Origin of the sequence: Cupriavidus sp. 2TAF22, assembly GCF_052115045.1 — a bacterium.
Lineage (GTDB): Bacteria > Pseudomonadota > Gammaproteobacteria > Burkholderiales > Burkholderiaceae > Cupriavidus.
Window position 1 is genome coordinate 107007 of record NZ_JBFRFX010000005.1, and the last position, 26489, is coordinate 133495.

Consider the following 26489-nt stretch of genomic DNA (forward strand, 5'->3'; position numbering starts at 1 on the left):
ACACCATGAACACCCCCGTGATCGCCATCCATGGCGGCGCCGGCACCATTACCCGTGCCGCCATGAGCCCCGCCAAGGAGGCGGAATACACCGACGCGCTCGCCGCCGTGCTGCAAGCCGGCCAGCGCGTGCTGGCCGATGGCGGCAGCGCGCTCGACGCCGTGACCGAGGCCGTGCGCCTGCTGGAGGATTGCCCGCTGTTCAACGCCGGCCGCGGCGCCGTGCTGACCCACGCCGGCACCTACGAACTGGACGCCGCCATCATGGACGGCGCCACGCTGGGCGCCGGCGCGGTGGCTTGCGTCAAGCGCCTGCGCAACCCGGTGCTGGCCGCGCGCGCGGTGATGGAAAAAAGCGAGCACGTGCTGTTCGCCGCCGATGGCGCCGAGGCCTTTGCCCTGGCGCAGGGCCTGGAACTGGTGGAGCCAGCGTACTACTTCACCCAGGCGCGGCACGAGCAATGGGAGCGCGCCCGCGCCACCACCGGCACGACGCTGGACCACGATGCCGCCACGCTGGCCGCCACCAGGGCAGCCGAGCCCATCGACCCCGACAACAAGTTCGGCACCGTGGGCGCGGTGGCATGCGACGCGCAGGGGCGCCTGGCCGCGGCCACCTCCACCGGTGGCGTCACCAACAAGCAGGTGGGCCGCGTGGGCGACACGCCCATCGTGGGCGCCGGCTGCTTTGCCGATGACGTGGCGGCAGTCTCCACCACCGGCACCGGGGAGATGTTCATCCGCGCCGTGGCTGCCTACGACGTGGCGGCGCAGATGCGCTACGCGGGCCTGCCGCTGGAAGAAGCCGCGCGCCGCGTAGTGATGGAAAAGCTGCCGGCCATCGACGGCCGCGGCGGCCTGATCGCGGTGGACCGCGCCGGCAACGTCACGCTGCCGTTCAATACCGAAGGCATGTACCGCGGCTTCGCCCGGGTGGGCGAGGCGGTCAACGTGTGGATCTACGGCTAGGGCAGGCAGCGCGCGCCGGCACGCCGGGGCGCGCGAAGCAACAACCTCGGCATCAACAGGCATCAACAGGTATCAAGGGGGCCAAGTGGCTGCAGCATCCTCTTCCAAGTCGGGCATCGTCCTGCCACCGCAGCGGGTGGTTTCCGTCAACGATCTCACCGTGCGCTTTTCCACCTCGGAACGCACCGTGGAGGCCGTGCGCAACCTCAGCTTCCACGTCGACCGCGGCGAGACACTGGCCGTGGTGGGCGAATCCGGCTCGGGCAAATCGGTGACCTCGCTGGCGCTGATGCGGCTGGTCGAGCATGGCGGCGGCAAGATCGCCAGCGGCAGCATGGAACTGCGCCGCCGCAACGGCCAGGTGCTCGACCTCGCCAGCGCCGACAGTGCCACCATGCGCGGCGTGCGCGGCAGCGACGTGGCGATGATCTTCCAGGAGCCGATGACCTCGCTCAACCCGGTCTTCCCGGTGGGCGAGCAGATCGCCGAGTCGATCCGCCTGCACCAGGGCAAGAGCCGCGCCGAGGCGCGCGCCGAAGCGCTGCGCATGCTGGAGATCGTGCGCATCCCCGAGGCGCGCCGCGTGCTGGACCGTTTCCCGCACCAGCTCTCCGGCGGCATGCGCCAGCGCGTGATGATCGCCATGGCGCTGTCGTGCAAGCCGGCGCTGCTGATCGCCGACGAGCCCACCACCGCGCTCGACGTCACCATCCAGGCCGAGATCCTGCAGCTGATCCGCAATCTGCAGGCCGAGATGGACATGGGCGTGGTCTTCATCACCCACGACATGGGCGTGGTGGCCGAGGTGGCCGACCGCGTGYTGGTGATGTACCGCGGCGAGAGCGTCGAAGAGGGCGCCTCCGAGCAGGTCTTCGCCAGGCCCGCGCATCCGTACACGCGCGCGCTGCTGTCCGCCGTGCCCAAGCTCGGCGCCATGCGCGGCACCGACTGGCCGGCCAAGTTCCCGCTGGTGCAGCTCGACCAGGGCGAGCCGCCCGCGCCCGAAGTGCCGCAGGACACGGTGCCGGCCGGCGCTTCGCCGATCCTGCGCGTGCACGACCTGGTGACCCGCTTCGACGTGCCGGGCGGCCTGCTGGGCCGCGTGGCGCGCCGCGTGCACGCCGTGGAGCGCGTGAGCTTCGACCTGTACCCGGGCGAAACGCTGGCGCTGGTGGGCGAATCGGGCTGCGGCAAGTCCACCACCGGCCGCTCGCTGCTGCGCCTGGTCGACAGCCAGAGCGGCACCATCGAATTCAACGGCCAGGACATCAGCCAGATGAAGGGCGGCGCGCTGCAGACCCTGCGCCGCAATATCCAGTTCATCTTCCAGGACCCGTTCGCCTCGCTCGACCCGCGCGTGCCGGTGGGCTACTCGATCATGGAGCCGCTGCTGGTGCACAAGGTGGCCAGCGGCAAGCAAGCCGAGCAGCGCGTGGCATGGCTGCTGGAAAAGGTGGGCCTGACCGCCGCGCATGCGTCGCGCTACCCGCACGAGTTCTCGGGCGGCCAGCGCCAGCGCATCTGCATCGCGCGCGCCCTGGCGCTGAACCCCAAGGTGGTGGTGGCCGACGAGTCGGTCTCCGCGCTCGACGTTTCCATCCAGGCGCAGATCGTCAACCTGATGCTCGACCTGCAGCGCGAAATGGGCATCGCCTTCCTGTTCATCTCGCACGACATGGCGGTGGTGGAGCGCGTGAGCCACCGCGTGGCGGTGATGTACCTGGGCCAGATCGTCGAGATCGGCCCGCGCCGCGCGATCTTCGAGAACCCGCAGCACCCGTACACCAGGAAGCTGATGTCGGCGGTGCCGATCGCCGACCCGGCGCGCCGCCACCTCCAGCGCGAGCCGCTGTCCGACGAGATTCCCAGCCCCATCCGCGCGCTTGGCGACGAGCCGCTGGTCAAGCCGCTGGTGGCCGTCGCCGGCAGCAACGCCTCCCGCCATTTTGTCGCCCGGCACGCCATCGGCGGCGCCTACTGAACCGAACCGAAGTGAACCAACGCATTTCCCAAGGAGAATCCAAGATGACCCGGATGATGACCCGATTGGCCCCTTCCAAGCTGATCGCCGGTGGCCTGGCCCTGGCCGCGCTCGGCGCAGGCCCCGCCTTTGCCGCCAAGGACGCCGTGATGGCGGTGTACTCCACCTTCACCACGCTGGACCCGTACGATTCGAACGACACACTGTCGCAGGCCGCCACCAAGTCCTTCTACCAGGGCCTGTTCGGCCTCGACAAGGACATGAAGCTGGTCAACGTGCTGGCCGAAAGCTATGAAGCCAGCAAGGACGGCCTGACGTACACCATCAAGCTCAAGAAGAACATCAAGTTCCACGACGGCACCACTTTCGACGCTGCCGCCGTCAAGGCCAACCTGGACCGCGTCACCAACCCGGCCAACAAGCTCAAGCGCTACACGCTGTTCAACCGCGTGGCCAAGACCGACGTGATCGACGCCAACACCGTCAAGGTCACGCTGAAAGAGCCGTTCTCGCCGTTCATCAACGTGCTGGCCCACCCGTCGGCCGTGATGATCTCGCCCGCCGCGCTGCAGAAGTACGGCAAGGACATCGCCTTCCACCCGGTCGGCACCGGCCCGTTCGAGTTCGTCGAGTGGAAGCAGCCCGATCACCTGAAGGGCAAGAAGTTCGCCGGCTTCTGGAAGACCGGCTATCCGAAGATCGACACCATCACCTGGAAGCCGGTGGTGGACAACAACACGCGCGCGGCCATCATGCAGACGGGCGAGGCGGACTTCGCCTTCAGCATCCCGTTCGAGCAGGCCGCGGTGCTCAAGAGCAATCCCAAGGTGGACCTGATCGCCTCGCCGTCGATCATCCAGCGCTACCTGAGCCTGAATACCACGGTCAAGCCGTTCAACGACCCCAAGGTGCGCCAGGCCATCAACTACGCCATCAACAAGGACGCACTGGCCAAGGTGGCATTCGCCGGCTACGCCACGCCGTCCGACGGCGTGGTGCCCGCGGGCGTGGATTATGCCGAGAAGCTGGGCCCGTGGCCGTACGACCCGGCCAAGGCGCGCGCGCTGCTCAAGGAAGCCGGCTACCCGAACGGCTTCGAGACCACGCTGTGGTCCGCCTATAACCACACCACCGCGCAAAAGGTGATCCAGTTCGTGCAGCAGCAGCTGCAGCAGGTCGGCATCAAGGCGCAGGTGCAGGCGCTCGAGGCCGGCCAGCGCGTGGAGAAGGTGGAAAGCGTGCAGAAGCCGGAAGACGCCGGCGTGCGCATGTACTACGTGGGCTGGTCGTCGTCGACCGGCGAGTCGGACTGGGCGCTGCGCCCGCTGCTGGCTTCCGAATCGATGCCGCCCAAGCTGCTCAACACCGCCTACTACAAGAACGACCAGGTCGACGCCGACATCGCCGGCGCCCTGCGCACCACGGACCGCGCCGAGAAGGCACGCCTGTACAAGGATGCGCAGGAGCAGATCTGGAAGGACGCGCCGTGGGCCTTCCTGGTGACCGAGAAGGTGCTGTTCGCGCGCGCCAAGCGCCTGACCGGCGCCTACGTGATGCCCGATGGCTCGTTCAACTTCGACGAGATCGACATCAAGCAATAAGGGTCGCCGGCATGCGGGCGCGTCCGGTTCGCCGCCGCGCCCGTGGCCGGGCCCGGCAGTACCTCCGCAGTAACCCGGCAGTACAGCGCAGCAAGCCGTGCACGGCCGCCTGCCCACAGATGCGGGGGCAGGGCGGGCGGCCCGCGGTCTTTTATTTTTCCGGTGCATCATGCTGAATTACTTTCTCAAACGATTCCTGGGCGTGATTCCCACACTGCTGATCATGGCAGTGCTGGTCTTCATGTTCGTCCACCTGTTGCCCGGCGATGCCGCCCGGCTCGCGGCCGGCCCCGAGGCCGACCAGGCCACGGTGGAGCTGGTGCGCCGCGATCTCGGCCTGGACAAGCCGCTGCCCGAGCAGTTCGTGCAATTCTTCTCGAACGCCGTGCGCTGGGAGTTCGGCAATTCGCTGCGCACCAAGCGCCCGGTCAGCGAGGAGATCGGCGACCGTTTCATGCCGACCCTGTACCTGACGCTGGCCTCGATGGTGTGGGCGGTGATCTTCGGCATGGTGATCGGTGTCACCTCCGCGGTCTGGCGCAACCGCTGGCCTGACCGCCTGGGCATGACGCTGGCGGTGTCCGGCATCTCCTTCCCGGCCTTTGCCCTGGGCATGCTGCTGATGGAAGTGTTCTCCGTGCAGCTGGGCTGGCTGCCCTCCATCGGCGCCGATTCCTGGAAGCACTACATCCTGCCCTCGATCACGCTGGGCGCCGCGGTGGCCGCGGTCATGGCCCGCTTCACGCGCGCCTCGTTCGTCGAGGTGCTGCAGGAAGATTTCGTGCGCACCGCGCGCGCCAAAGGCGTGGGCGAGTTCCTGGTGGTGGCCAAGCACTGCCTGCGCAACGCAATGATTCCGGTGGTCACCATGATGGGCCTGCAGTTCGGCTTCCTGCTGGGCGGCTCGATCGTGGTCGAGAAGGTCTTCAACTGGCCCGGGCTCGGGCGCCTGCTGGTGGACGCGGTCGAGATGCGCGACTACCCGGTCATCCAGGCCGAGGTGCTGCTGTTCTCGCTCGAGTTCATCCTGATCAACCTGGTGGTCGACGTGCTGTACACCGTCATCAACCCCGCCATCCGCTACAAATAAAGAGAGGCCGGCATGACCCAGCTTTCCACGCCCGCCGACGGCAACGCCGCCGCTCCCGCCACCGCCCAGGAGGCCGTGCGCACGCCCTGGACCGAGTTCTGGCGCAAATTCCGCAAGCAGCACCTGGCGCTGGGCGCCGGGGTGTTCGTGCTGCTGCTGGTGGCGATCGCAATCTTCGCGCCGCACCTGGTGCCCTATGATCCCGAGAATTTCTTCGACTACGACGCGCTCAACGCCGGCCCCTCGGCGGCGCACTGGTTCGGCGTGGATTCGCTCGGACGCGACATCTTCAGCCGCATCCTGGCCGGCGCCCGCATCTCGCTTGCCGCGGGCTTCTTCTCCGTCATCATCGGCGCCATCGTCGGCACCGTGCTGGGACTGCTGGCCGGCTACTACGAAGGCTGGTGGGACCGCATCGTGAGCCGCGTCTCGGACGTGCTGTTCGCCTTCCCCGGCATCCTGCTGGCCATCGGCATCGTCGCCATCCTCGGCAACGGCATGACCAACGTGATCTTCGCCGTGGCGGTGTTCAGCATCCCGGCCTTCGCTCGCCTGGTGCGCGGCAATACGCTGATGCTCAAGCGCCTGACCTATGTGGAGGCCGCGCGCAGCATCGGCGCCTCCGACTGGACCATCCTGATGCGGCACATCCTGCCGGGCACCATCTCGTCCATCGTGGTGTATTTCTCGATGCGCATCGGCACCTCGATCATCACCGCCGCCAGCCTGTCCTTCCTCGGGCTGGGCGCGCAGCCGCCCACGCCGGAATGGGGCGCCATGCTCAACGAGGCGCGCGCCGACATGGTCACCGCGCCGCACGTGGCGATCTTCCCCAGCCTGGCCATCTTCCTGACCGTGCTGGCGTTCAACCTGCTGGGCGACGGCCTGCGCGACGCGCTCGATCCGAAGATCGACCGCCGCTAAAGGCAGGAGCGCGGCATGGCCACCGACCTGATCCCGGACCTGATCCCCGGCCCGGTCCCGGACCTGGTACATATCGGCACGCTGCCCGCCGGCGCGCGCGGCACCATCGCCGACGTGCCCGGCGTGGCGGTGGGCCACTGCACGCTGGCGCAGGGCGCCTGCCAGACCGGCGTCACCGTGGTGCTGCCGCACGCCGGCAACCTGTTCGCCGACAAGGTGCCGGCCGCCGCCACCGTGCTCAACGGCTTCGGCAAGAGCGTGGGACTGGTGCAGGTGGAGGAGCTCGGCGTGCTGGAAACCCCCATCGCGCTGAGCAATACCTTCGCGGTGGGCGCGCTGGCGCAGGCGCAGATCCGCCAGGCCATCGCCGCCAACCCGGAGATCGGCCGCGCCTGGCCCACGGTCAATCCGCTGGTGTTCGAGTGCAACGACGGCTACCTGAACGATATCCAGGCCATGGCCGTGCAGGAGGCGCACTACGCGCAGGCCTGCGCCGCGGCCGCGGTGGAGTTCGCGCAGGGCGCGGTCGGGGCGGGGCGGGGCATGTCCTCGTTCGGGCTCAAGGGCGGCATCGGCTCGGCCTCGCGCCAGGTGGAGCAATATCATGTTGGCGCGCTGGTGCAGTCCAACTTCGGCATCCTGCCCAACTTCACGGTGGCCGGCGCGCGCCTTGGCGGCGTGCTGGCCGCGCGGCTGCAGGCGCAGGCCGGAGTGAAGACGCAAGGCGGGCCCGAGAAGGGCTCCATCATCATGATCGTCGCCACCGATGCCCCGCTCGACGCGCGCCAGCTGCGCCGCCTGTCGCTGCGCGCCGGTGCCGGGCTGGCACGCACCGGCTCGGTGTTCGGCCACGGCTCCGGCGACATCGCGCTGGCATTTTCCACGGCCTACACCGTGCCGCAGCAGGCGCACGCGCCCATGCCGGCACTGGCCATGCTGCATGAAACCCGGCTCGATGCCTTGTTCCAGGCCGCTGCCGACAGCGTCGAGCAGGCCATCCTGGGCGCGCTGTGGCAGGCCGAAAGCGTGACCGGGCGCGACGGCCACCGCCGCACCGCGCTGCGCGAACTGATGCCCGAATTGCCGCAATGGCTGCAGCGCCATGCGGCGACACCCACCAACTGATTATCCGCACAGAACCGCACCAGACCGCGATGAAGATCCTGATCTCCACCGATATCGAAGGCGTCGCCGGCGTCTTCCACGCCGAGCAGGTCCGCGCCGGCAATGGCGAATACGAACGCGCCCGCGCGTGGATGACCGCCGAGGCCAACGCCGCGGTGCAGGGCGCCTTTGCCGGTGGCGCCACCGAGGTACTGGTCAACGACTCGCACGGGGGCTTTCGCAACCTGCTGCCCGACCAGCTCGACCCGCGCGCCCGCCTGGTGCTCGGCAAGCCGCGCTATCTCGGCATGATGGCCGGCGTGCAGGGCTGCGACGGCGTGTGCATGATCGGCTACCACGGCCGCGCCCAGAGCCGCGGCATCCTGGCCCACACCATCAACAGCAGTGCCTTCGCCCGCATCTGGCTGGCCGGCCAGGAAATGGGCGAGGCCGGTTTGTACGGCGCGCTGGCCGGCGAGTTCGGCGTACCCGTGCTGATGGCCAGCGGCGACGATGTCTTCGTCGAGGAAACGCGTCCCCTGATGCCCTGGGTACGCTACGTGCGCACCAAGGAAGCCGGCGGCCACGGCAGCGGCAACACGCTGTCGCCCGGGGCGTCGCGCGAAGCCATCGCTGCGGCGGTCCAGCAGTCGGTGCGCGAAGCCGGCGGCCGGCCACTGCGCATTCCCGGCCCGGTGCAATGCCGCCTGCAGACGCAGAGCCCGGCCTACGCCGACCTCTTTTGCCAGTGGCCCACGCTCGAACGCGTGGACGGCGTGACGCTGGTGTTCGAAGCCGCCTCGGTACAGGCGGCGGTGCGCATGCTCAACTGCCTGTCGGCGATGTCGTTCATGTTGAAGTAGGGCGCGCTGGCCCGGCGGGGCGCGATGGTGGACAATGGCGGCCTGGCCGCATGGCCAGGTCCCGGAGCCAGGTGCGACCAGCCGGGCCGTTACGCAACATTCCACCGCGCCGCGCGCCGGCAGGCAAGCGCTGATTCATGACCGCAGTCAACAGCGAAAGCTGGACCCCCGTACGCAAGGATTTCGTCGACCCGGCCACGCGTTGCCACCAGCATGTGGGGCGCGCCCGGCATCACGGCTTCGGCAACGGGCAGGCGTATATCCTGCGCGACGCGCAGGGGCACGAGCACCCGTTTGGCGAGGACTGCGCGCGCGCCGTGCTGGCCGAGCCGGGCTTGCTCGACCTGGTGCCCGACTACACCGAGCGCGACGCCGGCTCGCCGGTGCCCGCGGCGACGCCGCCGTCGGCGGATGAATTCGAGCTGACCGCTCCGGTCGCGGCCCGGGCGCGCCGCCCCGGTGGCAAGCGTGACGCTGCCGCCGACGCCGCCAGGCGCCGCGCGGAGGCCCTCCGCTATCTCGTGCTGCGCATGGAAAAGGTGGCCGGCGTGCCCCGCGTGCAGCCTACGGTGCGCTTCCCGGCACTGGAGGAGGTCTACCAGGCCTACCTGGAGGCCGGCGAGCTGCCCGAGGCCCAGGTCAGGCGCATCCTCGCCATCGAGCGCAGCGCTACCACGCCGCCCAAGCTCAAGAGCGTGAACCTGCTGGATGTGTACACCGCGCACGTCAAGCTCGAGCGCGTGATCCGCGAATCCAACCGCCTGGAGCAGCAGCGCTTCCTGCGCAGCATCCATGACTGGCTGGCGCGCCACCTGGTGCTGTCGGCAGCACAGATTGCCGCGGCGGGCATCGAATTGCATCCGCACGCCTTCCGCTCGCCGCTGTTGCGCGAGGCCGGCCAGGACAAGGCTCGACCGGACAAGGCCCGCGCGGACAAGGGCTAGCCCGCCAGCCGGGCTGGCCGCGGCCTCGCGCATGGCCCGGGATGCCTGCCCTGATGGCAATAGCCGCCGAGTTGGCGTTTAATAGCGGCACCCCCCACACTTCTCGCCAGGCGCGAAATCCGCTGTCATGTCCCTGCATACCAGCTTTTCCCGCAGTTATGCCGAAGCCAGGCAGAAATTCCGCGAGGTCGCCCGCTCGGCCGGCGCCGCGCTGACGGATTTCCCGCATCCCACCAAGCGTGGCTGCGCGGACGAGGAGCTCGCCATGGATGTCGCCTGGGTGGGCGATGCCGAGGCCCGGCGCTTCCTCATGGTCACTTCGGGCATGCACGGCGTGGAGGGGTATTGCGGCTCCGGCGCGCAGGTCGCGCTGCTCGGCGATGCGGACCTGCTCCGGGATTTCGCCGATGCCGGCGTGGCGTTGCTGATGGTGCACGCCGTCAATCCCTACGGTTTCTCGCATATGCGGCGTGTCAACGAGGACAACGTCGACCTCAACCGCAATTTCATGGATTTCACCGGGCCGCTGCCCGAGAACGCGCCCTATGCCGAGGTGGCACCGATGCTGCTGCCCGGGCACTGGCCGCCGTCCGAGAGCGACCAGGCCGCGCTGATGAAGACCGTGGCCGAGAAGGGCCTGCCCTGGTACCAGGCCGCCGTGAGCGCGGGCCAGTATCACGCGCCGGAGGGCCTGTTCTTCGGCGGCAGCAAGGCCACCTGGAGCAACTACACCCTGCGCCGCGTCCTGGCGCGCTTTGGCGCCGGCCGCGAGGCGCTGCGCTGGCTCGACATCCATACCGGCCTGGGGCCCTGGGGCTACGGCGAACCCATCTACATGGGGCCGGACAAGGCCGAGCCGCTGGCGAAGGCGCGTGGCATCTGGGGCAGCAACGTCACCTCCATCTACGACGGCACGTCGGCTTCGCCCAATCTCAACGGCATGGCGTGGCTCGCCGTGCCGCAGACCCTGCCGGCGCTCGACTACAACGGCATCGCCCTGGAATTCGGCACCCTGCCGGTGAGCGAAGTCCTCGATGCGCTGCGCGGCGACCACTGGCTGCACGTGCATCCGGAAGCGGACGAAGGCCAGCGCAACCTGATCCGCCAGGCAATGTGGCACGCCTTCTACGGCGACGCCGACGACTGGCGCGAAGGCGTGGTGGAACAGGTGCGCGAGGCTGCCGTCAAGGCCCTGGCCGGCTGGTAGGGGCGCGCCAGCGGCAAGCGTGCGCCGTTGGTGCGCGCTTGCCGTATACAATTCGGCGGAGCCAAATCTGCCGGCACCGCCGCATCCCCGTCCATGCCAAATCCAACCCGGGCCTTTCTTCTGGGCCCGCTGCTGAAGGGCGTATCGCGTTCCTTCTATCTCACGCTGCGCATTCTCCCGGCCGGGATGCGCGATCCCATCGGCCTGGCGTACCTGCTGGCGCGCGCCGCCGACACGATTGCAGACACATCGCTGATCCCGCCGGCGCAACGGCTGGCCCTGCTGCTGTCCTTTCGCGACCAGGTCAACGGCGCCGCCGGCGATCCGGCGCTCATGCGCCGCATGACGGAGGAGGTCGCCGGCCAACAGCAGCAGTCCGACGAGAAGCTCCTGCTCGAATCGCTCGGTCCCGCGCTGGCGATCCTGCCCCAGCTCGGCGAGTCGGACCGGCAGGCCGTGCGCGGAATCGTGTCGACCCTGACTTCCGGCATGGAATTCGACCTGCGCACCTTCCCTGACGAATCCTCCGGCCGCATCGTCGCACTGCGGGAGATGGAGGAGCTGGACCGGTACACCTACCTGGTCGCCGGATGCGTCGGCGAGTTCTGGACCACGATGACCTACGCCCACATGCCGGGCGTCCTCAAGGGTGAATCCGGGACCATGCTCGAGCGGGGCGTGCGCTTCGGCAAGGCACTGCAGATGACCAATGTCCTGCGGGACTGCGGCAAGGACCTGCGCATCGGCCGCTGCTATCTCCCGGCGGTGGCGCTGGAGCGGCACGGCCTGAGTCCGCAGGATCTGCTGCAGGCGGGCAATTCCCTGCGCGCGCGGCCGCTACTGTTTGATCTGCTGCAACTGACGCTGCAGCACTACCGCGCGGCGCTCGACTACACGCTCGCGATTCCCGGGTCGGCGGTCCGCCTGCGGCTGGCTTGCATCTGGCCGATCGTCATCGGTCTTGAGACGTTGCTGCTGCTGGTCGACAACCCCGAGTGGCTGGACCCGGCGAAGGTCTCCAAGATCGGGCGCAAGAAGGTGTACCGGGTGATCGCCGGCTCGCTGCCGGCGGTCGCGTCGGATACGCTGGTGCGCGGGTGGGTGGAGCACCTGATGAAGCGGGTGGAGGCGCGCATGGCGCTGGCCCGCCAGCCTGCGTCGCTCACTGCGCCATCCTGAAATCGAACGATGGCGAGCTTGCGGATCGACATGGTGAGCACTCCTTGCTGACGCTGTTTGCGATGGCTGGAGTGTAGGCAGCCGCCACGCGCCGGATAAGAGGCGCCGCCCGCAAGGCAGTTTTCTGGTTTCGAGATCCATCGCGGGAGGTACGGCGCACGCCGGCGCTGGCCGCTTATGCCCGCAACTCCCGGATGCCCTTGCCCAGCCGCCGGCGCAGCAGCGTCCGCAGCGTGACACCGCTGGCGTAGCCCACCTGCTCGGCGACGCGGTCCACGCTGTGCTTGCTCGTTTTCAGCAGGTGTACCGCGCGCTCGATGCGCAGGTCCTGGATGTACTCGACCGGGGTCTTGCCCAGCACGTCGAACAGGCGCCGCGACAGGGTGCGCTTGCTGATGGCCAGCGCACCGGCCGCCTCGTCGAGGATGATCGCCGTATCGAGCCGCTCGCGCACCCAGCGGTCGAAGCGCTCCACCAGCGGATCGGCGTGCGCGAGGTGGTCGGCGATGATGTAGGCGGACTGTGACGTGCGCGAATCCACCACCAGGTAGCTGGCCACCAGCGCCGCCAGCTCGGGGCTGTTCTGCCGGATCAGCCACAACGCCAGATCGACATGGCTCAGCGCCGCGCCGGCGGTCAGCACGGCGCCGCTCGGCACCACGATGCGATGGGCGTCCAGGCGCACGGCGGGGTAGCGCTGTCGGAACAGCGGTGTCAGCCACCAGGTGGTGGTCGCCTCGTGTCCGTCCAGCAATCCGCTTTCCGCCAGCACGAAGGTGCCGATACATGCCGCGGCCATGCGCGCGCCGCCGCTCGCCCAGGTGCGCAGCAAGGCCAGCGCGTCGGCCACGTCGTCACGGCCGAGCGCGGGCACCAGCGCATCGGGCATCTTGGCGCCCAGCGCAGGCACGATCACCCAGTCCGGCGCGGGCGCCTCGGCGGCGGGCCGCACCGGCACCTGCATCCCGAGTCCGCTGTGCACGGTGGGGCGCACGCCGACCAGGGTGATGTCGAATCCCGGCGTCTGCACACCGGTCGCCTGCGCCAGCTGGTTGGCGGTGGTCAGGGCGTCGAGCACGGTGGCAAGTCCGGTATCGAACACGCCTTCCAGCACGAGAACGGCAATCCGCATGGCAGGATCGATATCAAAGTTGTCAATCGAGACAGTATTGGCGCGCAACGCAAGCTTGTAAAGTGGCATCACCGCGCGGCACTACCCATCCACCGACAGGAGTACCAAGATGATCAAGCATGCATTTTTCGTCCGCCTCGAAGCCAGGCCGGGCAAGGAGCAGGCGGTCGCCGATTTTCTCGCGGCCGGCCTCTCGATGGCCAACCAGGAAGCGGCCACGCCGATCTGGTTTGCCCTGCGGCTGTCGCCCACGACCTTCGGCATCTTCGATGCCTTCGAAACCGAAGAGGCCCGCCAGGCGCACTTGGACGGACCCATCGCCCAGGCCCTGATGGCGAACGCCGATACGCTGCTGGCCAAGGCCCCCTCCATCGAGCCCATCGACGTGCTGGGACTGAAGAACCGGGCCGCGGCAAGCTGACCGCCAGCGTGGCCGGAGCGGCGTCGCGCTGCGCCGGTCCGGCCGGGGGCATGACCGTTGCCTTGCACGATCCGGGCAACACCGCGACAAAGCCACCGGAGGGCGGTTGCAGCCGTTCTTGAAGCACCCGCCGCTCCCGCAGCGCAACCCTAGGCCTGTGGTGTGCCCTCGCCGCCGTGCGCGGCGTTGTGCTCGCCCAGCGCCGCCACGCGATCGTCGCTGGCCGGCAAGCCCAGCGAGAACCTGACCGGGAAGCCCAGCGTGATGGCGTCTTCCCCTGGCAGGGGGCGGATCATATTGCGCGCCTGCACGTGGGGGTCGGCAAACAACTCGCGCGCGCCCAGTGCGGGGGAGAAGGGAATATCGAGCGAGCCGAACACTTCGGTCCACTCTGCCAGGGTCCTGGCCAGGAAGATGCCGGCGAGCAATCCATGCACTTCCTGCTTGTGCTGCTGGCGCCCGGGGCGCGAAGCGAAACGGCTGTCGAGCAGGGCCGGAAACGCCGCGCCGAGTGCGTCGCACAGGTTCAGCCAGAACTTGTTCTCGAGAATGCCCATGGCGAGATGGCGGCCATCGCGTGTGGCGAAGATGTCGTTCTCGGGCATGACGGTCGGCGATGCGTGGGGCTGTGCCTCGTAGTCGCGTGCCGCCCATGCGCCATGGGCTGTCCAGGACAGGACGGCGTCGTGGATGGACACATCCAGATGCTGCCCGCGCCCATGCTGCCGCGCGCTCATCACGGCCACGGCCAGGGCCAGCGCCGCGTAGCCGGAGGCGGCGTAGTCGGAGATGCGGGCGCGCGGCCGGGACACCTTGTCCTCGACCTGCACCGGCACCGACCAGTAGCCGGCCAGCGCGAGGTAGTTCAGGTCGTGGCCGGCGTGGTCCGCGTAGGGCCCGGTCTGGCCGAATCCCGAGATGGAGCACAGCACGATGGCCGGATTGACTTCGGCGAGGGCGTCATAGCCCAGGCCGAGCCGTTGCATCACGCCGGGGCGGAATCCTTCCACTACGGCATCCGCATTGCGCACCAGCTCCAGGAACGCGGCGCGCCCTCCGGCGGATTTCAGGTCGAGCGCGTGGGAGCGCTTGCCGCGGTTGAACTGGGCATACACGGCAGGGCCGAGCTGGCGGGAGGTATCGCCCACGCCAGGCTGCTCGACCTTGATGACGTCGGCGCCAAGCTGCATGAGCAGGCTGGTGGCGTGGGGGCCCGGCAGCAGCTGGCTGATATCGACGATCTTGACGTCCTTCAGGCAGGACCACTCTGGTTTCATGATCTGGTTTGCTCCCATGTGCTTCAGCTGAGATCGCCGCTCATGCCGATCGACTGGATCAGCTTGCCGTAGCGGGTGGTATCGGCAGTCACCATGCCGTTGAACTGGGCGGGCGAAGCGCTGCGGCGCAGCTCCCCCGCGTTGGCCTTGAGCTGTGCGTCGAGGCGCCCGCCGGCCTGCAATGCGGTGACGGCCGTGAACAGCCGCTGGGTCAGCTCGGCGGGGAAATGCGCAGGCGCGAACAGGCCGCTCCAGTTGTCGATGACCACGCCGGGCGGCAAGGCCTCGGCGAGCGTGGGTATCGCCGGGAAATACACCGAGCGCGCGGCCGACGAGACCGCCAGCGCGCGGATCTGCCCGTTGCGCAGATACTGCGTGGCCGTGCTCAGTACCGGCATGCCGAATTGGGTCTGGCCGCCGAGCATGGCGGTGATGATCTCGGTGGCGCCCTTGTACGGGATATGGACCGCCTCGGTGCCGGTCTGGTGCAGCAGCGCCTCGACCGCCAGATGCGCGATGCTCCCCTTGCCGCCCGAACCGTAGTTGAGCTTGCCGGGGGCGCGCTTCATTGCCGCGAACAGCTCGGCGGCCGTCTTGTAGGGCGCATCGGCGGGCACCACGAGCGCGGTCGGGCCGCCGGAAAGCGCGGCGATCGACGTGAAGTCGCGCGCGGGGTCATAGGGCATGCTGCGGTACATATGCACGTTGATGACGTGCGAATTCGCCAGAATGCCCAGCGTGTACCCGTCCGCGGCGGCGCGCTTCAATGCCAGCGCGCCGATCACGCCGCCGGCGCCGGGCATGTTCTCGACGACCAGCGGCTGGCCCAGTTGCGAGCCGAGCTCCACCGACAGGGTCCGCGCGATATTGTCGGGCGCGCTGCCCGCCAGGAACGGTACGATCAGCCGGATGGGGCGGCTGGGGTAGGGCGCGGCGGATCGCGCCGGCGTCCAGATGGTGCTCAGGGCAGCCGCGCTTGCGGTGGCAAGCCAGGATCGGCGGTTCATGGGTGGTCTCCGTGCAACTTGCGCAGTATTCCTGCGCCGGTCTTTGTCAAACAGCGGTCTTGCCGGGCAGCGGGCCCGCTCAAGCCTTCGCCTGCATGGGTTCGAGGATCGCGCGGGCGATGGTGTTGCGCTGGATCTCGCTGGTGCCGGTAAAGATCCGGAACATGCGCAGCTTGCGGTAGGCCTGCTCGACCGGGTGGCCGCGCGTCACGCCTACGTTGCCGTGGATCTGCACCGCCTTGTCGGCCACCTCGAAGCAGCGCTCCGAGACAAACAGCTTGCACGCCGCAGCCTTCATGCGCAGGTCGGCGCCGCCATCGGCCAGCATGGCGGTCTGCGCGATCATGCTTTCGCAGGCCCACAGCGCGGCCGCCATGTCGGCCAGCATGTGCTGGATCGCCTGGAATCGCGCGATGGGCCCGCCGAACTGGCGGCGCCTGCCGGCGTACTCCACCGACGATGCATAGACCTTGGTCGCCAGCCCCAGCATGGTGGGGCAGTGCAGCAGCCGGTTGACATTGATGCGCGACATGCCGAGCTTGAAGCCGTTGCCCTCGCCGCCGAAGATGTTGGCGCGCGGCACCCGCACGTTCTCGAAGCGGATATCGGCGTCGATATGCTGGCCCGACATCGGCACGTAGTCGGTATTGACCGTGACGCCGGGCAGGTCCAGGTCGACCAGCACGGCGGTGATCGCCGGCGGCGAGGCGGCCGCGTCGGTGACGCACATGACGATGGCGAAATCGGCAAACGGCGCGCCGCTGATGTAGTGCTTGTGGCCGTTGATGACCAGCTCGTCGCCATCGGCGACGGCGCTCGTGGTGATGCTCTGCGCGTCCGAACCCGAATGCGGCTCGGTGAGCGCGAAGCAGGTTGATTTCTCGCCGCGGATCACCGGCTGGAAGTAGCGCGCCAGTTGCGCGGGCGTCGCGTACTTGAGCATATTGCCCACGCGCGGCGGGCCGCCCAGGTCTCCCAGCACATGCGGTGCCAGCACGGCGCCGCTGACGGCGAGGTCCGCCTTGAGCGCGCACTGCTCGGCGATGTTCAGGCCCTTGCCGCCCAGTTCGGCGGGCAGGCAGGCCGCATAGAGTCCCAGCTCGCTGGAGCGGCGCCAGACGCCGCGCAGCACCTCCTTCGGCCAGGCGTCTTCGGAGCCGAGCCCGAGTTCCTTCTCGAGCGGCAGCAATTCCTCTTCGATATAGCGGCGGATGCCGGCGCGGGTCTCGGCCAGCACGGGGTTGCTCAGGTTATCGAACATGCCGTTCTCCTTGGATGTCGCATTGACTGGTTGACGAATTGACTGGTTGACCGGTTGGCTAATTGACGCGGCGGGCGACACCCTGCCAGTACTGTTCACGCACCAGCTTGCGGGCCAGCTTGCCGCTGGCGTTCTTGGGCAGCTCGCCAACGAAGTCGACGGAGCGCGGCGACTTGTAGTCGGCGATGCGCGCGCGGCAATGGGCGATGAGGTCGGCCGCGCTTGCCTGCCGGCCGGGCCTGAGCGTCACCACCGCCTTGACGCTCTCGCCCCAGGTGTCGTCGGGTACGCTGATCACGCAGGCTTCCAGCACGTCCGGGTGCAGGTACAGGGCCGCCTCGACCTCGGTCGGGTACACGTTGAAGCCGCCGGAGATGATCATGTCTTTCTTGCGGTCGACCAGGTAGATATAGCCTTCCTCGTCGACGCGGGCGAGGTCGCCGGTGCGCAGCCAGCCGTCGACCAGGGTTTCGCGGCTCAGCTCCGGCTCGCCCCAGTAGCCCTGGAAGACGTCTTCGCCACGGATGATCAGCTCACCGATCTCGTCACCGGCCACTTCCTGGCCGTGGTCGTCGACGACCCGCACCTCCGTTTCCCCGAGCGCGCGCCCGCAGGAGGCCAGCCGCTGCGGGCGGCGCGCCAGCGCATCCGCATGGTCGGCGGTCGACAGCCGCGTCACGCCGGAGGTGGATTCGCTGGCGCCGTAGCCCTGCGACAGGACCGGGCCGATGCGCTCCCACGCTTCGCGGATACGCGCCGGCGCCATGGGCGCCGCGCCATAGGCCAGCGTCTTGAGGCTGCCCAGATCGGCGCTGGCCAGCGTCGGCTCCGCCAGCAGCATATTGATCATGGCCGGCACCATGAACACATGGGTGATGCGCAGCCTGGCGACCTCGGCAAGGAAATGCGCGGGCTCGAACTTGTCGAACAGCACCAGCGTCGCGCCGGCATACAGGTAGGGCTGCATCAGCATGCCCGAGGCATGGGTGACCGGCCCGATCAAAGCCAGGCGGTCGCCCGGCCGCGCCGGCTTGTCCATGCCGAGCAGCATCTTGCGCAGCGCCGCCAGGCGGTTGCCGTAGCTCTGCATGGCGRCCTTGATCTTGCCGGTGGAGCCGGAGGAAAAATGCAGCACGGCGAGGTCGCCAGGGGCCGGCGCGATCTCCGGTGCGGTCGTGCCGCCGGCGGCCAGGAGCGACTCGTAGTCGCCATAGCCGGCGGCGTGGCCGCCGATCGAAATGAAGGTCTCGACCGAGCCGAAGCCCGCCGTGGCGGGCGAGTAGCCTGTGTAGCCCGGTCCGGCGAGCAGAACGCGCGGCGTGCAGTTCTCCACGACGTCGGATGCCTCGGCCGCGGTGAAGCGCGGGTTCAGTGCCGCCTTGACGAGTCCGGCCTTGTACAAGGCGCATTCGATCTCGACCAGTTCGGTGCGGTTGCGCGACTGGACCGCCACACGGTCGCCCCGGGCCAGGCCAAGGCCCAGCAGCGCGTTGGCCAGGCGGGTCGAGCGCTCGTCGAGCTGGCGGTAGGTCAGCACGCGGTCCTGGTACAGCACGGCGGCGTTGTCGCCCCAATACCGTGCGGCACGGCGAAGGAAGAAAGCGAAGCTCATCGGTGTCTCCGTAGTCGTAGTAGTTCTTGAGCACAGTCTGTAAGATGAGAGGCATCACTACAATGCTGCGTTGGCTATAAAGTCATAACCAACTGGAATGCCGAGATGGAGACAAGGGATCTGGAGTACGTGCTGGCCGTCAGTGCCCACGGCGGCATCGGGCGCGCCGCGGAAACGCTGGGCATCAGCCAGCCGGCCCTGAGCAAGGCCGTGCAGCGGGTGGAGGCGCAGATCGGCCTGCCCCTGTTCGAGCGCACCGCCAACGGCATGGTCCCGACGCAGGCCGGCGTGCAATTCATGGAGCGCGCGCGCCGGATCCGCCTGGAGTACGACGATGCGATCAAGGAAATGCAGGGGGTACGCACGGGCGAGCAGGGCATCCTGCGCCTGGGCTATTCGCCCTCCATGCCCAATGCGCTCGTGCTGGAAGCCTGCCGGCAACTCGTCAGGGAACGGCCGGTGGCGAAGCTGCGCCTGCGCCGCCGTCTTGCGCGGGAGCTGATGGACCTTCTCATCGCAGGCGAACTGGACCTGGCCGTCGCGCCGGTACCCATGCAGCGCGCGAGCGAGTTCGCGGTACAGGAACTGTTCGACGACCGGCTCGTCGTGGTGGCCGACGAAGCCCACCCGCTGCAGCGCCGCCGCAAGCTGACGCTGGCGGACCTGGCCCGCGAGGAGTGGCTGCTGCCGGAGCCGCATATCGTATTGCGGCAGCTGGTCGACGCGGCCTTCCGCGAGCGCGGACTCGCCGGGCCGAACCTGCGGATCGAAACGGACTTCGGCAGCGCGTCGCTGTTCCACCTGATGCGCGGCACGCGCATGCTGAGCATATCGGGCGGGGGGGACGAGGCCATGCTGAACGGACTGCATGCGCTGGACGTGGGCGTCGAGGAACTGGACCTGCGCCGGCGCGTGGGCGTGATCACCCGGGCTGGCGCTTATGTCTCGCCGCTTGCGCAGCGGATGAGCGCCTTGCTGGCGGAGCGCAGCCGTTGATGGGGGTGCTGATGACCGTGTTGATGATGGCGCGGGGCAGACCGCGGCGGGCAGCGGCGCCGGCCCCGCTTTTGTCATGGCAGCGGATCGGGTATCTTCGTGGCTTGAGGCGCAGGCCCCTTGCCGTTGAATGACGATGCGGCAGGCCGCGCCAGACTTGGCTATAAGGAAATCGACGGGATGGATTCAGCTTTGCCGGACGCCAGTGCACTGGTCCCGCTTCCCTATCACCTGGCCGTGGTTGACTACCTGAAAAGCCAGGAGCCCGATGTGTGGGCGTGGGCGAGTTCCTTCAAGGTGCGGGACGAGCATGTGGCCGAGGTCCGTGCGCACCTGTTGCGCGATACCTACCGTCTCGATGCCGCGGCGCATCCGGAGGTGCACGCAGCGCTCGGCCTGGTGATGCAGCGGCTCGGGATCTCCGCGCCGGCCAGCATCTACCAGTCGGGCGGGCAGCAGATGAATGCCTCGCTGTTGTTCGTGCCGGGCGAAGTCCATGTGATCCTGCAAGGGCCGGTGCTCGAACACCTGACGCAGGAAGAATTGCTGGCCCTGTTCGGCCATGAACTGTCCCACTACCTGCTCTGGTCATGCGACGAGGGCGCCTTCCACACCGCCGAGCGCATCCTCAACGATGCGATGGCGGCCGCGGCCTCCGCGGCGAGCCACCACGAGACCGCGCGGCGCTACTACCTGCATACCGAGCTGTTCGCCGATCGTGGCGGTGCGGTGGCGGCGGGCGCGGTCGCCCCGGCCGTGTCCACGCTGGTCAAGGTACACACCGGCATTGCCAGCGCCGATGCCGCCGCGTATCTGCGGCAGGCCAGCGAGGTCGACGCCGCCGACGCCGGCGCGACCGCGGCGGCAACGCATCCGGAGACCTTTATCCGGGCGCGGGCGCTCGACCTGTGGTGGCAGGGCGCGGGGGACCTGAACGCATGGCTGGAGCGCAGGCTGCAGGGGCCGCTGGCGCTGGACAGGCTCGACCTGCCGGGCCAGCTCAGGCTGGCGGCGCTCACGCGGGGCTTTCTCACTCACTTCCTGGCCGATGGCGCATTGCGTACCGAGGCGGTGGCCAACCAGGTGCGCGCGCTGTTCCCCGACTGGTCGGCCACCGAGGCGCCGGCGGCATTGTCCGCCTTCGAGAGCGCGCAGGTGGATGACAGCGTGCGCCACTACCTGAATGCGCTGATGCTCGACGTCGCCCTGGTGGATCCGGATATCCGCGATGCCGCGCTGCTGCATGCCGCGCGGACCGCGCGCACGCTGGGCACCCTCGAGGCACTGCAGCTCAACCTCAAGCGCGATGCCCGTTTCGGCAAGCGCGACCTGGACAGGCTGAACAAGCAACTGGCGAAGGCAACAGACGCATGAATGACGTGGCAGATGCAGCAACAGGCGAGCCCAGCTCGTTCCGGTCCCTGGTGGATGCGCAGGACGGCGCCGCCCTGACCACGGACGATGTGCTGGTGCTGGTGCTTCCCTTGTTCGGGGAGGTCGCGAGGCTCCATGCCGAAGGCAGGGTGGCGACGCTGGACGCGGGTTCGGTCGTCCTGGGCGAGTCCGGCGCGCTGCAGCTGCGGCAGCCGGGCGGCGAGCGGCCGAGGATGGACATCGGCGCCGTGCATCGCGTGCAGCCGCAGCCCGGCTCGGCGCTCAATATCGTCGGGGAGTTGCGCAAGTCCTCGGACGCCGGCACCGGCGAGAAGATTGCCGATCTCGATGTGCAGCCGGACCTCGAAGCGCCCATTTCGCGTCCGGTCTACCTGCCGGGCCTGGCGAGCTGGGAGATCATGGTCGGCCACCACGACGAGATCACCGACATCTTCCGCCTGGGGCTGATGCTGGCATGCCTGGCGTGCGGCCTGGACTTCGACGATGCGCACGATGTGGAGCGGTTCGCCGCGCACCGGCGCAACCTGTTCCAGCTCAACGACCGGCTCAATCCGGTGGTGGCCAGCGTCATCGTGGAGATGACGGCGCTTAACCGCCACGAGCGCGCCACCGACCTGTCGGGCCTGGCGCGCAGGCTCCAGGCGTGGCGCGACCAGCCGGCCGCGCTGGACATCGAGCGCGCGCTGGCCGGGGCGACGGGCCTGGCGCCGCGCCGCACCGCGGTCCTGTCGCATCTGCGCGATCGCCTCTTCGATCTCTCGCGCCGCAACCGCCTGCTGCATTTCCGGCCCGGCGTGGCCACCGTGAACCTCACCGTGGCGAGCGTGCCGATGATGCTCCAGGTCGAGAGCATCCGGGCGGAGCATATCTGCACCTGGGGCGGCCCCTTCGCCGCCGACGTTGCCTCCGGCAGCGCGGTGAACCTGCATCACTGGCTGCGCTTCGAGGACCAGCCCTACCTGCCGGTAGCGCTCGACCGCCTGATCCAGGAAACCCGGCGCGACCGCGCCGAGTACGGCTTCGGCAATCTGCGGCTGGTGGTGGCGTTCCTGCGCTGGCACAACCTCAAGGAGGCGCCTGAAGAACGCATCACCACGCCGCTGTTGTGGATGCCGGTCGAGCTCACCCGCAGGAAGGGCGTGCGCGACCAGTACGTGATCCAGTGCGAGGACGCCGAGGCAGAGTTCAACCCGGTCCTGCGACACTACCTGCGCCAGCTCTACGATATCCGGCTGCCCGCCACCGTCGACCTGCAGAAGACCACGATCGCGCAGGTGCACGCGGACATCCTGGCCCAGATCCGGCAGTCGGAGCCCTCGGTGGAGCTGCGCCTGCTGGAAAAGCCAGCCATCAGGCTGGTGCGCCAGAAAGCCATGCAGCGCATGCAGCAGTTCCAGCGCCGGCGCGGCGCAAGCCGCGCGCCGCGCGCGGGGCTGGCCAGCCTGCCCGACTACAGCTATGACCCGCAGGACTACCGTCCGCTGGGGCAGGCGCTGTTCGAGTCGCTGGTGCGGCCGAGCCCCTTGCCGCAGCGTTTCCAGGCCGGCGCCATGCCGGTGGCGGGGCCGCGCCATGCCCGCATGGCGGAAGCGCCGCCGGCGGAAGAGGCCGCAGGGGCAGCAGAGGCAGCAGAAACCGAACAGGTCGGCTACGCGCTGCAGGAGTCCGAGGGGCACCGCTATGCGTGGGACCTGGACCTGACCCAGGTGACGCTGGCGAACTTCAACTATCGGAAGATGTCGCTGGTGCGCGATTATTCGCAGTTGCTGGAGGAGCAAGCCAGCAATCCGGCATTCGACCGGGTGTTCTCGATCGAGCCGCGGGAAGTCGACACCGGGGCGGTGGCGCCGATCGCCATCCGCGACCAGTGGAACGTGGTGCCTTCCGACGCGACGCAGAACGCCGCCGTCAGCCTGGCCCGCAGCCAGCGCAGCTTCATCATCCAGGGGCCGCCCGGCACGGGCAAGTCGCAGACCATCACGAACCTGATTGCGGACTACGCGGGGCGCGGGCTGCGTGTCCTGTTCGTCTGCGAAAAGCGCGCCGCGCTGGATGTGGTCTTCCATCGCCTGAAACAGAGCGGGCTGGGCGAGCTGTGTTGCCTGATCCACGATTCGCAGACCGACAAGAAGGCATTCGTCACCGATCTGCGCGCCTGCTACGAGCGCTGGATCGCGCAGCCGCACGACAGCGAACGGCTGCGGGACCAGCGCAACGAGACCCTGGCCACGCTGGAACGGCAGCAGGCGCGCATCGAACGTTTCGAACAAGCGATGGCGGACCTGCCAGCGTCGCTGGGCACCACGATCCGGTCGCTGGTGCGCCGCCTGGCCGAATTGCCGCCGGCCCCGGCCGCGCCCGACCAGGCGCAGCGCGAGCTGCTGCCGTCCATGGCCACCTGGACCAAGCACCGGGACCTGGCCCAGCGCCTGCATCGCAGCCTGGTGGAGCGCTTTGGCGTACGCAGCCTGGCCGAGCATCCGTTTGCCCGGCTTGCGCGCGGATTGCTCGATGATGAGCGCGCCTTCGGGCGGGCCAGGCAACTGGTGGATGAGTGCGAAGCCCTGTTCGACCAGCTGGATGCGGTGCTCGACGATACCGCCCGCCTGGCGGACGGCGGCACCTCGCTGACGGATGCATTGGCCATTGCGCAGGAAAGCCGATGGCTGCTCGACCATCACCTGGCCGGCCACCTGGTCCTGCTGGATGCAGGCTCGCCGGCGGCCACGGAGCTGGCAGGCGCGCGCGCGCAGCTCGAGCAGAAGACCGCGGCGCTTGCCCAGGCTGCCACCGCGACCACGCAGTGGCGCGACAAGCTGAGCCCGGACGACACGGCTTCGGCGCTGGACCTGGTCCGCAGGCACGAGGGCTCCCTGATGCGCTGGCTGCAGCCGGCGTGGTGGCGGCTGCGCGCGGAGCTCAAGCGCCGCTATGATTTCTCGCGCCATGCGATCCACCCCGGCTATGCCAAGGTGCTCGCAGCACTGGCGGCGGAGCAGGCCGCCGCCGCGGCGCTCGCGCAGGCGGACGCTGCCTTCCATGCCCGCTACGGCGTACCCTCCATGCCATCGTTCCTGCAGGCGCTGGACGAGCTGCGGCAACGCGTCGCCTCGTCCGGCATCAGCCGTCGCCTGGCCGGGCACTTGCGCAATGCCGTCGACCCGGTCGTGGCCGCGCAGGCCGAAGCATCGATGCAGCAAGCCCTGGAAAAGCTGGCCCAGCGCGTGCGCGCGGGCCTCGCCGTTGCCGATGCGGCCACCCTGGACGACCTGGCCGAGCTGTTGCGCGACCTGCGCGAAGATCTGGAGGAACTGCCGGACCTGCTGCCGCTCTTGCGCGCCACGCACGCCGCCGGCGCGGCATACGCCGGGGCGCTGCAGACCCTGCCTTACGCACCGGCCGAGCTGGAGGCGCTGGTGGCCGACGAGGCGCTCAAACGCCTGGAGCGGCAAGCGCCGGAGCTGGCCCGCTTCGACGGCGCGGCACTGGCTGCGGCGGCGCGCGGCGTGGCCCACGGCGAGAAGAGCGTGCTCGAGCAGAACGCACGCCAGGTGCGGGCGACCTTGCATCGCCAGTTCAGCGAGCACGTGCGGCAGTCGTCGCTGTCGGCCACCCAGCTCGATCCGGCCGGAAAGGAATTCAAGAAACGCTATGCCACCGGCCGCCGGGAGCTGGAGCACGAGTTCGGCAAGAGCATGCGCTACCGCTCCATCCGCGACCTGTCCGACGACGAAACCGGCCTGGTGATCAACGACCTGAAGCCGATCTGGCTGATGAGCCCGCTCTCGGTGTCGGATACGCTGCCGCTCTCGCCGGATCTGTTCGACGTGGTGATCTTCGACGAGGCAAGCCAGATCCCCACCGAGGAAGCCGTGCCGGCGCTGAGCCGCGCGTCGCAGGTGGTTGTCGTGGGCGACGAGATGCAGCTGCCCCCGACCAGCTTCTTCTCGGCTGCCGGCGCGGAGGACGCGGACGAGATCATCGTCCAGGAAGAGGGCGAGCGGATCGCCATCAGCCTGGATGCCGACAGCCTGCTGAACCAGGCGGCGCGCAACCTGCCCGCGACCCTTTTGGCCTGGCACTATCGCAGCCGGCACGAAACGCTGATCAGCTTCTCCAATGCGGCTTTCTACGAGGGGCGCCTGGTCACCATTCCCGACCGCATGCTGGAGCAGGCCGGCCAGGCGCCGGCCGATGCCCGCTTCGATGCCGGGGACCCGGTCATTGCCGGCGTGGACCATGTGATGGCGCGCCCGGTCAGTTTTCATCGTATCGACGACGGCGTCTACGCGCAGCGGCGCAATGTGCCGGAAGCACGCTACATCGCCGCCATGGTGCGCGAGCTCCTGCGGCGCGGGACTGGCCTGAGCATCGGCATCGTGGCCTTCTCGGAAGCCCAGCAGGGCGAAATCGAGGCAGCGCTGGAAGTGCTGGCGCTGGAGGATGCGGATTTCGCGATGCGGCTGGAGCGTGAATATGTGCGCGAGGACGAGGACCAGTTCAACGGCCTGTTCGTGAAGAACCTGGAAAACGTACAGGGCGACGAGCGCGACATCATCATCCTGAGCATCTGCTATGCCCCGGGGCCGGACGGGAAGATGCTGATGAACTTCGGCCCGATCAACCAGCGCGGCGGCGAGAAACGGCTCAATGTCATCTTCAGCCGGGCCCGCCACCGCATGGCCGTGGTCTCGACCATCCATGCCGAGGCGATCACCAACGTGCATAACGATGGCGCCGCGGCGCTGCGCGCGTTCCTGCAGTTCGCCCACGCCAGCGCGCATGGCGAGTCGGAGCGCTCGCAGCTGGTGCTGGGCGGGCTCAATCCCGGCGCCAAGGGCGCTTTTACCCGGGCGGCCCCGGAGGATCCGGTTCGCCGCGCCATCGCGGCGGCGCTGCGCGCGCGCGGGCACGACGTGCATGAGCATGTGGGGCGATCGCGCTTCCGGTGCGACCTGGCCATTGCCGATGCGACCGGCGGGCACTATGCGCTGGCGATCCTGCTGGACGCGCCCGATGCCGAGGTGCCCGACGCGCGGGAGCGCTACGTGTTCCGGCCGACCATCCTGCGCAATTTCGGCTGGCGCGTGATCGACATACCGGGCAAGGACTGGATACGCGATCCGGAAGCCGTGCTGTCGCGCATCGAGGCCAGTCTCGCCGGCACTGTCGGGGAGGAAGAAGAGGCGCCGCCGGATGCCGAAGCGGACGACGGCCCGCCGTCCCCCGGTGGCGCAGGCGCGCCGGATCCCGCCCGGGTCTCGCCGGCGCTGCCTGGCGAGGCTGCCGGACCCGGCGCATCCGCTACGTCCCTGGTCCGTCGGTTTCGCTTCGAGCAAGGCAGCTCGAGGAAGTTCTGGCGCATCTCGGTGAGCGCAATGGAAATGACGGTGAGCTATGGCCGTATCGGCACGAATGGCCAGTCTGTCCTGAAGGTGTTCGACACGCACGAGAGGGCCCGGCGTGAAATGGACAAGCTGGTCGACGAGAAACTGAGAAAGGGCTACGAGGAAGAGTAGGGCCCGGC

General features: G+C 68.7%; 19 protein-coding genes. 14 read left to right on the forward strand and 5 right to left on the reverse strand.

Annotated elements, in window-relative coordinates; all coding sequences use genetic code 11:
- Window positions 1-5: 5 nt before the first annotated feature.
- From AB4Z48_RS08285 to AB4Z48_RS08330, 10 genes are all read left to right on the forward strand, one after another.
- A complete protein-coding gene (locus tag AB4Z48_RS08285) occupies window positions 6-968 on the forward strand; it encodes an isoaspartyl peptidase/L-asparaginase family protein (RefSeq protein WP_441613573.1) in 963 nt (320 codons plus the stop codon).
- Window positions 969-1053: 85 nt separating this feature from the next.
- The gene (locus AB4Z48_RS08290; protein WP_441613432.1) at window positions 1054-2949 is read left to right on the forward strand and encodes a dipeptide ABC transporter ATP-binding protein; all 1896 of its coding nucleotides are present in this window, start codon (window positions 1054-1056) and stop codon (window positions 2947-2949) included.
- A 53-nt stretch (window positions 2950-3002) separates the two neighbouring features.
- Window positions 3003-4550 carry a glutathione ABC transporter substrate-binding protein GsiB gene (gsiB, locus tag AB4Z48_RS08295; RefSeq protein ID WP_441613574.1) on the forward strand — a complete coding sequence of 516 codons (1548 nt, stop codon included), beginning with the start codon at window positions 3003-3005 and terminating at the stop codon, window positions 4548-4550.
- 169 nt (window positions 4551-4719) lie between these two features.
- Entirely contained in the window at window positions 4720-5640 is a 921-nt protein-coding gene (gene gsiC / locus AB4Z48_RS08300; protein ID WP_441613433.1) for a glutathione ABC transporter permease GsiC, read from the forward strand.
- Between the two features lie 12 nt (window positions 5641-5652).
- On the forward strand, window positions 5653-6564 hold the full coding sequence (gene gsiD / locus AB4Z48_RS08305; protein WP_441613434.1) for a glutathione ABC transporter permease GsiD: 912 nt from the start codon (window positions 5653-5655) through the stop codon (window positions 6562-6564).
- Window positions 6565-6579: 15 nt separating this feature from the next.
- Window positions 6580-7689, forward strand: a complete 1110-nt coding sequence (locus tag AB4Z48_RS08310) for a DmpA family aminopeptidase (RefSeq protein WP_441613435.1) — start codon at window positions 6580-6582, stop codon at window positions 7687-7689.
- 29 nt (window positions 7690-7718) lie between these two features.
- Complete coding sequence (locus AB4Z48_RS08315; RefSeq protein ID WP_441613436.1) at window positions 7719-8531, forward strand: M55 family metallopeptidase; 813 nt, start codon at window positions 7719-7721, stop codon at window positions 8529-8531.
- Between the two features lie 137 nt (window positions 8532-8668).
- Window positions 8669-9475: a hypothetical protein gene (locus AB4Z48_RS08320; protein WP_441613437.1), complete on the forward strand. Its 807-nt coding sequence runs from the start codon at window positions 8669-8671 to the stop codon at window positions 9473-9475.
- Between the two features lie 127 nt (window positions 9476-9602).
- Window positions 9603-10682: a M14 family metallopeptidase gene (locus AB4Z48_RS08325; RefSeq protein ID WP_441613438.1), complete on the forward strand. Its 1080-nt coding sequence runs from the start codon at window positions 9603-9605 to the stop codon at window positions 10680-10682.
- Between the two features lie 93 nt (window positions 10683-10775).
- Window positions 10776-11861 (forward strand): phytoene/squalene synthase family protein, encoded by a 1086-nt coding sequence (locus AB4Z48_RS08330; RefSeq protein ID WP_441613439.1) that lies wholly within the window; start codon window positions 10776-10778, stop codon window positions 11859-11861.
- A 175-nt stretch (window positions 11862-12036) separates the two neighbouring features.
- Here the strand turns inward: AB4Z48_RS08330 and AB4Z48_RS08335 are convergent, their stop codons facing one another.
- On the reverse strand, window positions 12037-12993 hold the full coding sequence (locus tag AB4Z48_RS08335; protein ID WP_441613440.1) for a GlxA family transcriptional regulator: 957 nt from the start codon (window positions 12991-12993) through the stop codon (window positions 12037-12039).
- Window positions 12994-13102: 109 nt separating this feature from the next.
- Here AB4Z48_RS08335 and AB4Z48_RS08340 point away from each other — a divergent pair, with 109 nt between their 5' ends.
- Window positions 13103-13414 (forward strand): putative quinol monooxygenase, encoded by a 312-nt coding sequence (locus AB4Z48_RS08340; protein WP_441613442.1) that lies wholly within the window; start codon window positions 13103-13105, stop codon window positions 13412-13414.
- 149 nt (window positions 13415-13563) lie between these two features.
- Here the strand turns inward: AB4Z48_RS08340 and AB4Z48_RS08345 are convergent, their stop codons facing one another.
- From AB4Z48_RS08345 to AB4Z48_RS08360, 4 genes are all read right to left on the reverse strand, one after another.
- Window positions 13564-14691, reverse strand: coding sequence for a CaiB/BaiF CoA transferase family protein (locus AB4Z48_RS08345; RefSeq protein WP_441613443.1), 1128 nt, complete (start codon window positions 14689-14691; stop codon window positions 13564-13566).
- 23 nt (window positions 14692-14714) lie between these two features.
- On the reverse strand, window positions 14715-15698 hold the full coding sequence (locus tag AB4Z48_RS08350; protein ID WP_441613444.1) for a tripartite tricarboxylate transporter substrate binding protein: 984 nt from the start codon (window positions 15696-15698) through the stop codon (window positions 14715-14717).
- A gap of 79 nt (window positions 15699-15777) precedes the next feature.
- Window positions 15778-16959, reverse strand: a complete 1182-nt coding sequence (locus tag AB4Z48_RS08355; protein ID WP_441613445.1) for an acyl-CoA dehydrogenase family protein — start codon at window positions 16957-16959, stop codon at window positions 15778-15780.
- Between the two features lie 58 nt (window positions 16960-17017).
- Window positions 17018-18571 (reverse strand): AMP-binding protein, encoded by a 1554-nt coding sequence (locus AB4Z48_RS08360; protein ID WP_441613446.1) that lies wholly within the window; start codon window positions 18569-18571, stop codon window positions 17018-17020.
- Window positions 18572-18676: 105 nt separating this feature from the next.
- Here AB4Z48_RS08360 and AB4Z48_RS08365 point away from each other — a divergent pair, with 105 nt between their 5' ends.
- From AB4Z48_RS08365 to AB4Z48_RS08375, 3 genes are all read left to right on the forward strand, one after another.
- Window positions 18677-19567, forward strand: coding sequence for a LysR family transcriptional regulator (locus AB4Z48_RS08365; RefSeq protein WP_441613447.1), 891 nt, complete (start codon window positions 18677-18679; stop codon window positions 19565-19567).
- 180 nt (window positions 19568-19747) lie between these two features.
- Window positions 19748-20941: a M48 family metalloprotease gene (locus AB4Z48_RS08370; protein ID WP_441613448.1), complete on the forward strand. Its 1194-nt coding sequence runs from the start codon at window positions 19748-19750 to the stop codon at window positions 20939-20941.
- On the forward strand, window positions 20938-26481 hold the full coding sequence (locus tag AB4Z48_RS08375) for an AAA domain-containing protein (protein ID WP_441613449.1): 5544 nt from the start codon (window positions 20938-20940) through the stop codon (window positions 26479-26481). Before AB4Z48_RS08370 ends, AB4Z48_RS08375 begins: the two co-directional genes overlap by 4 nt.
- Window positions 26482-26489: the final 8 nt, after the last annotated feature.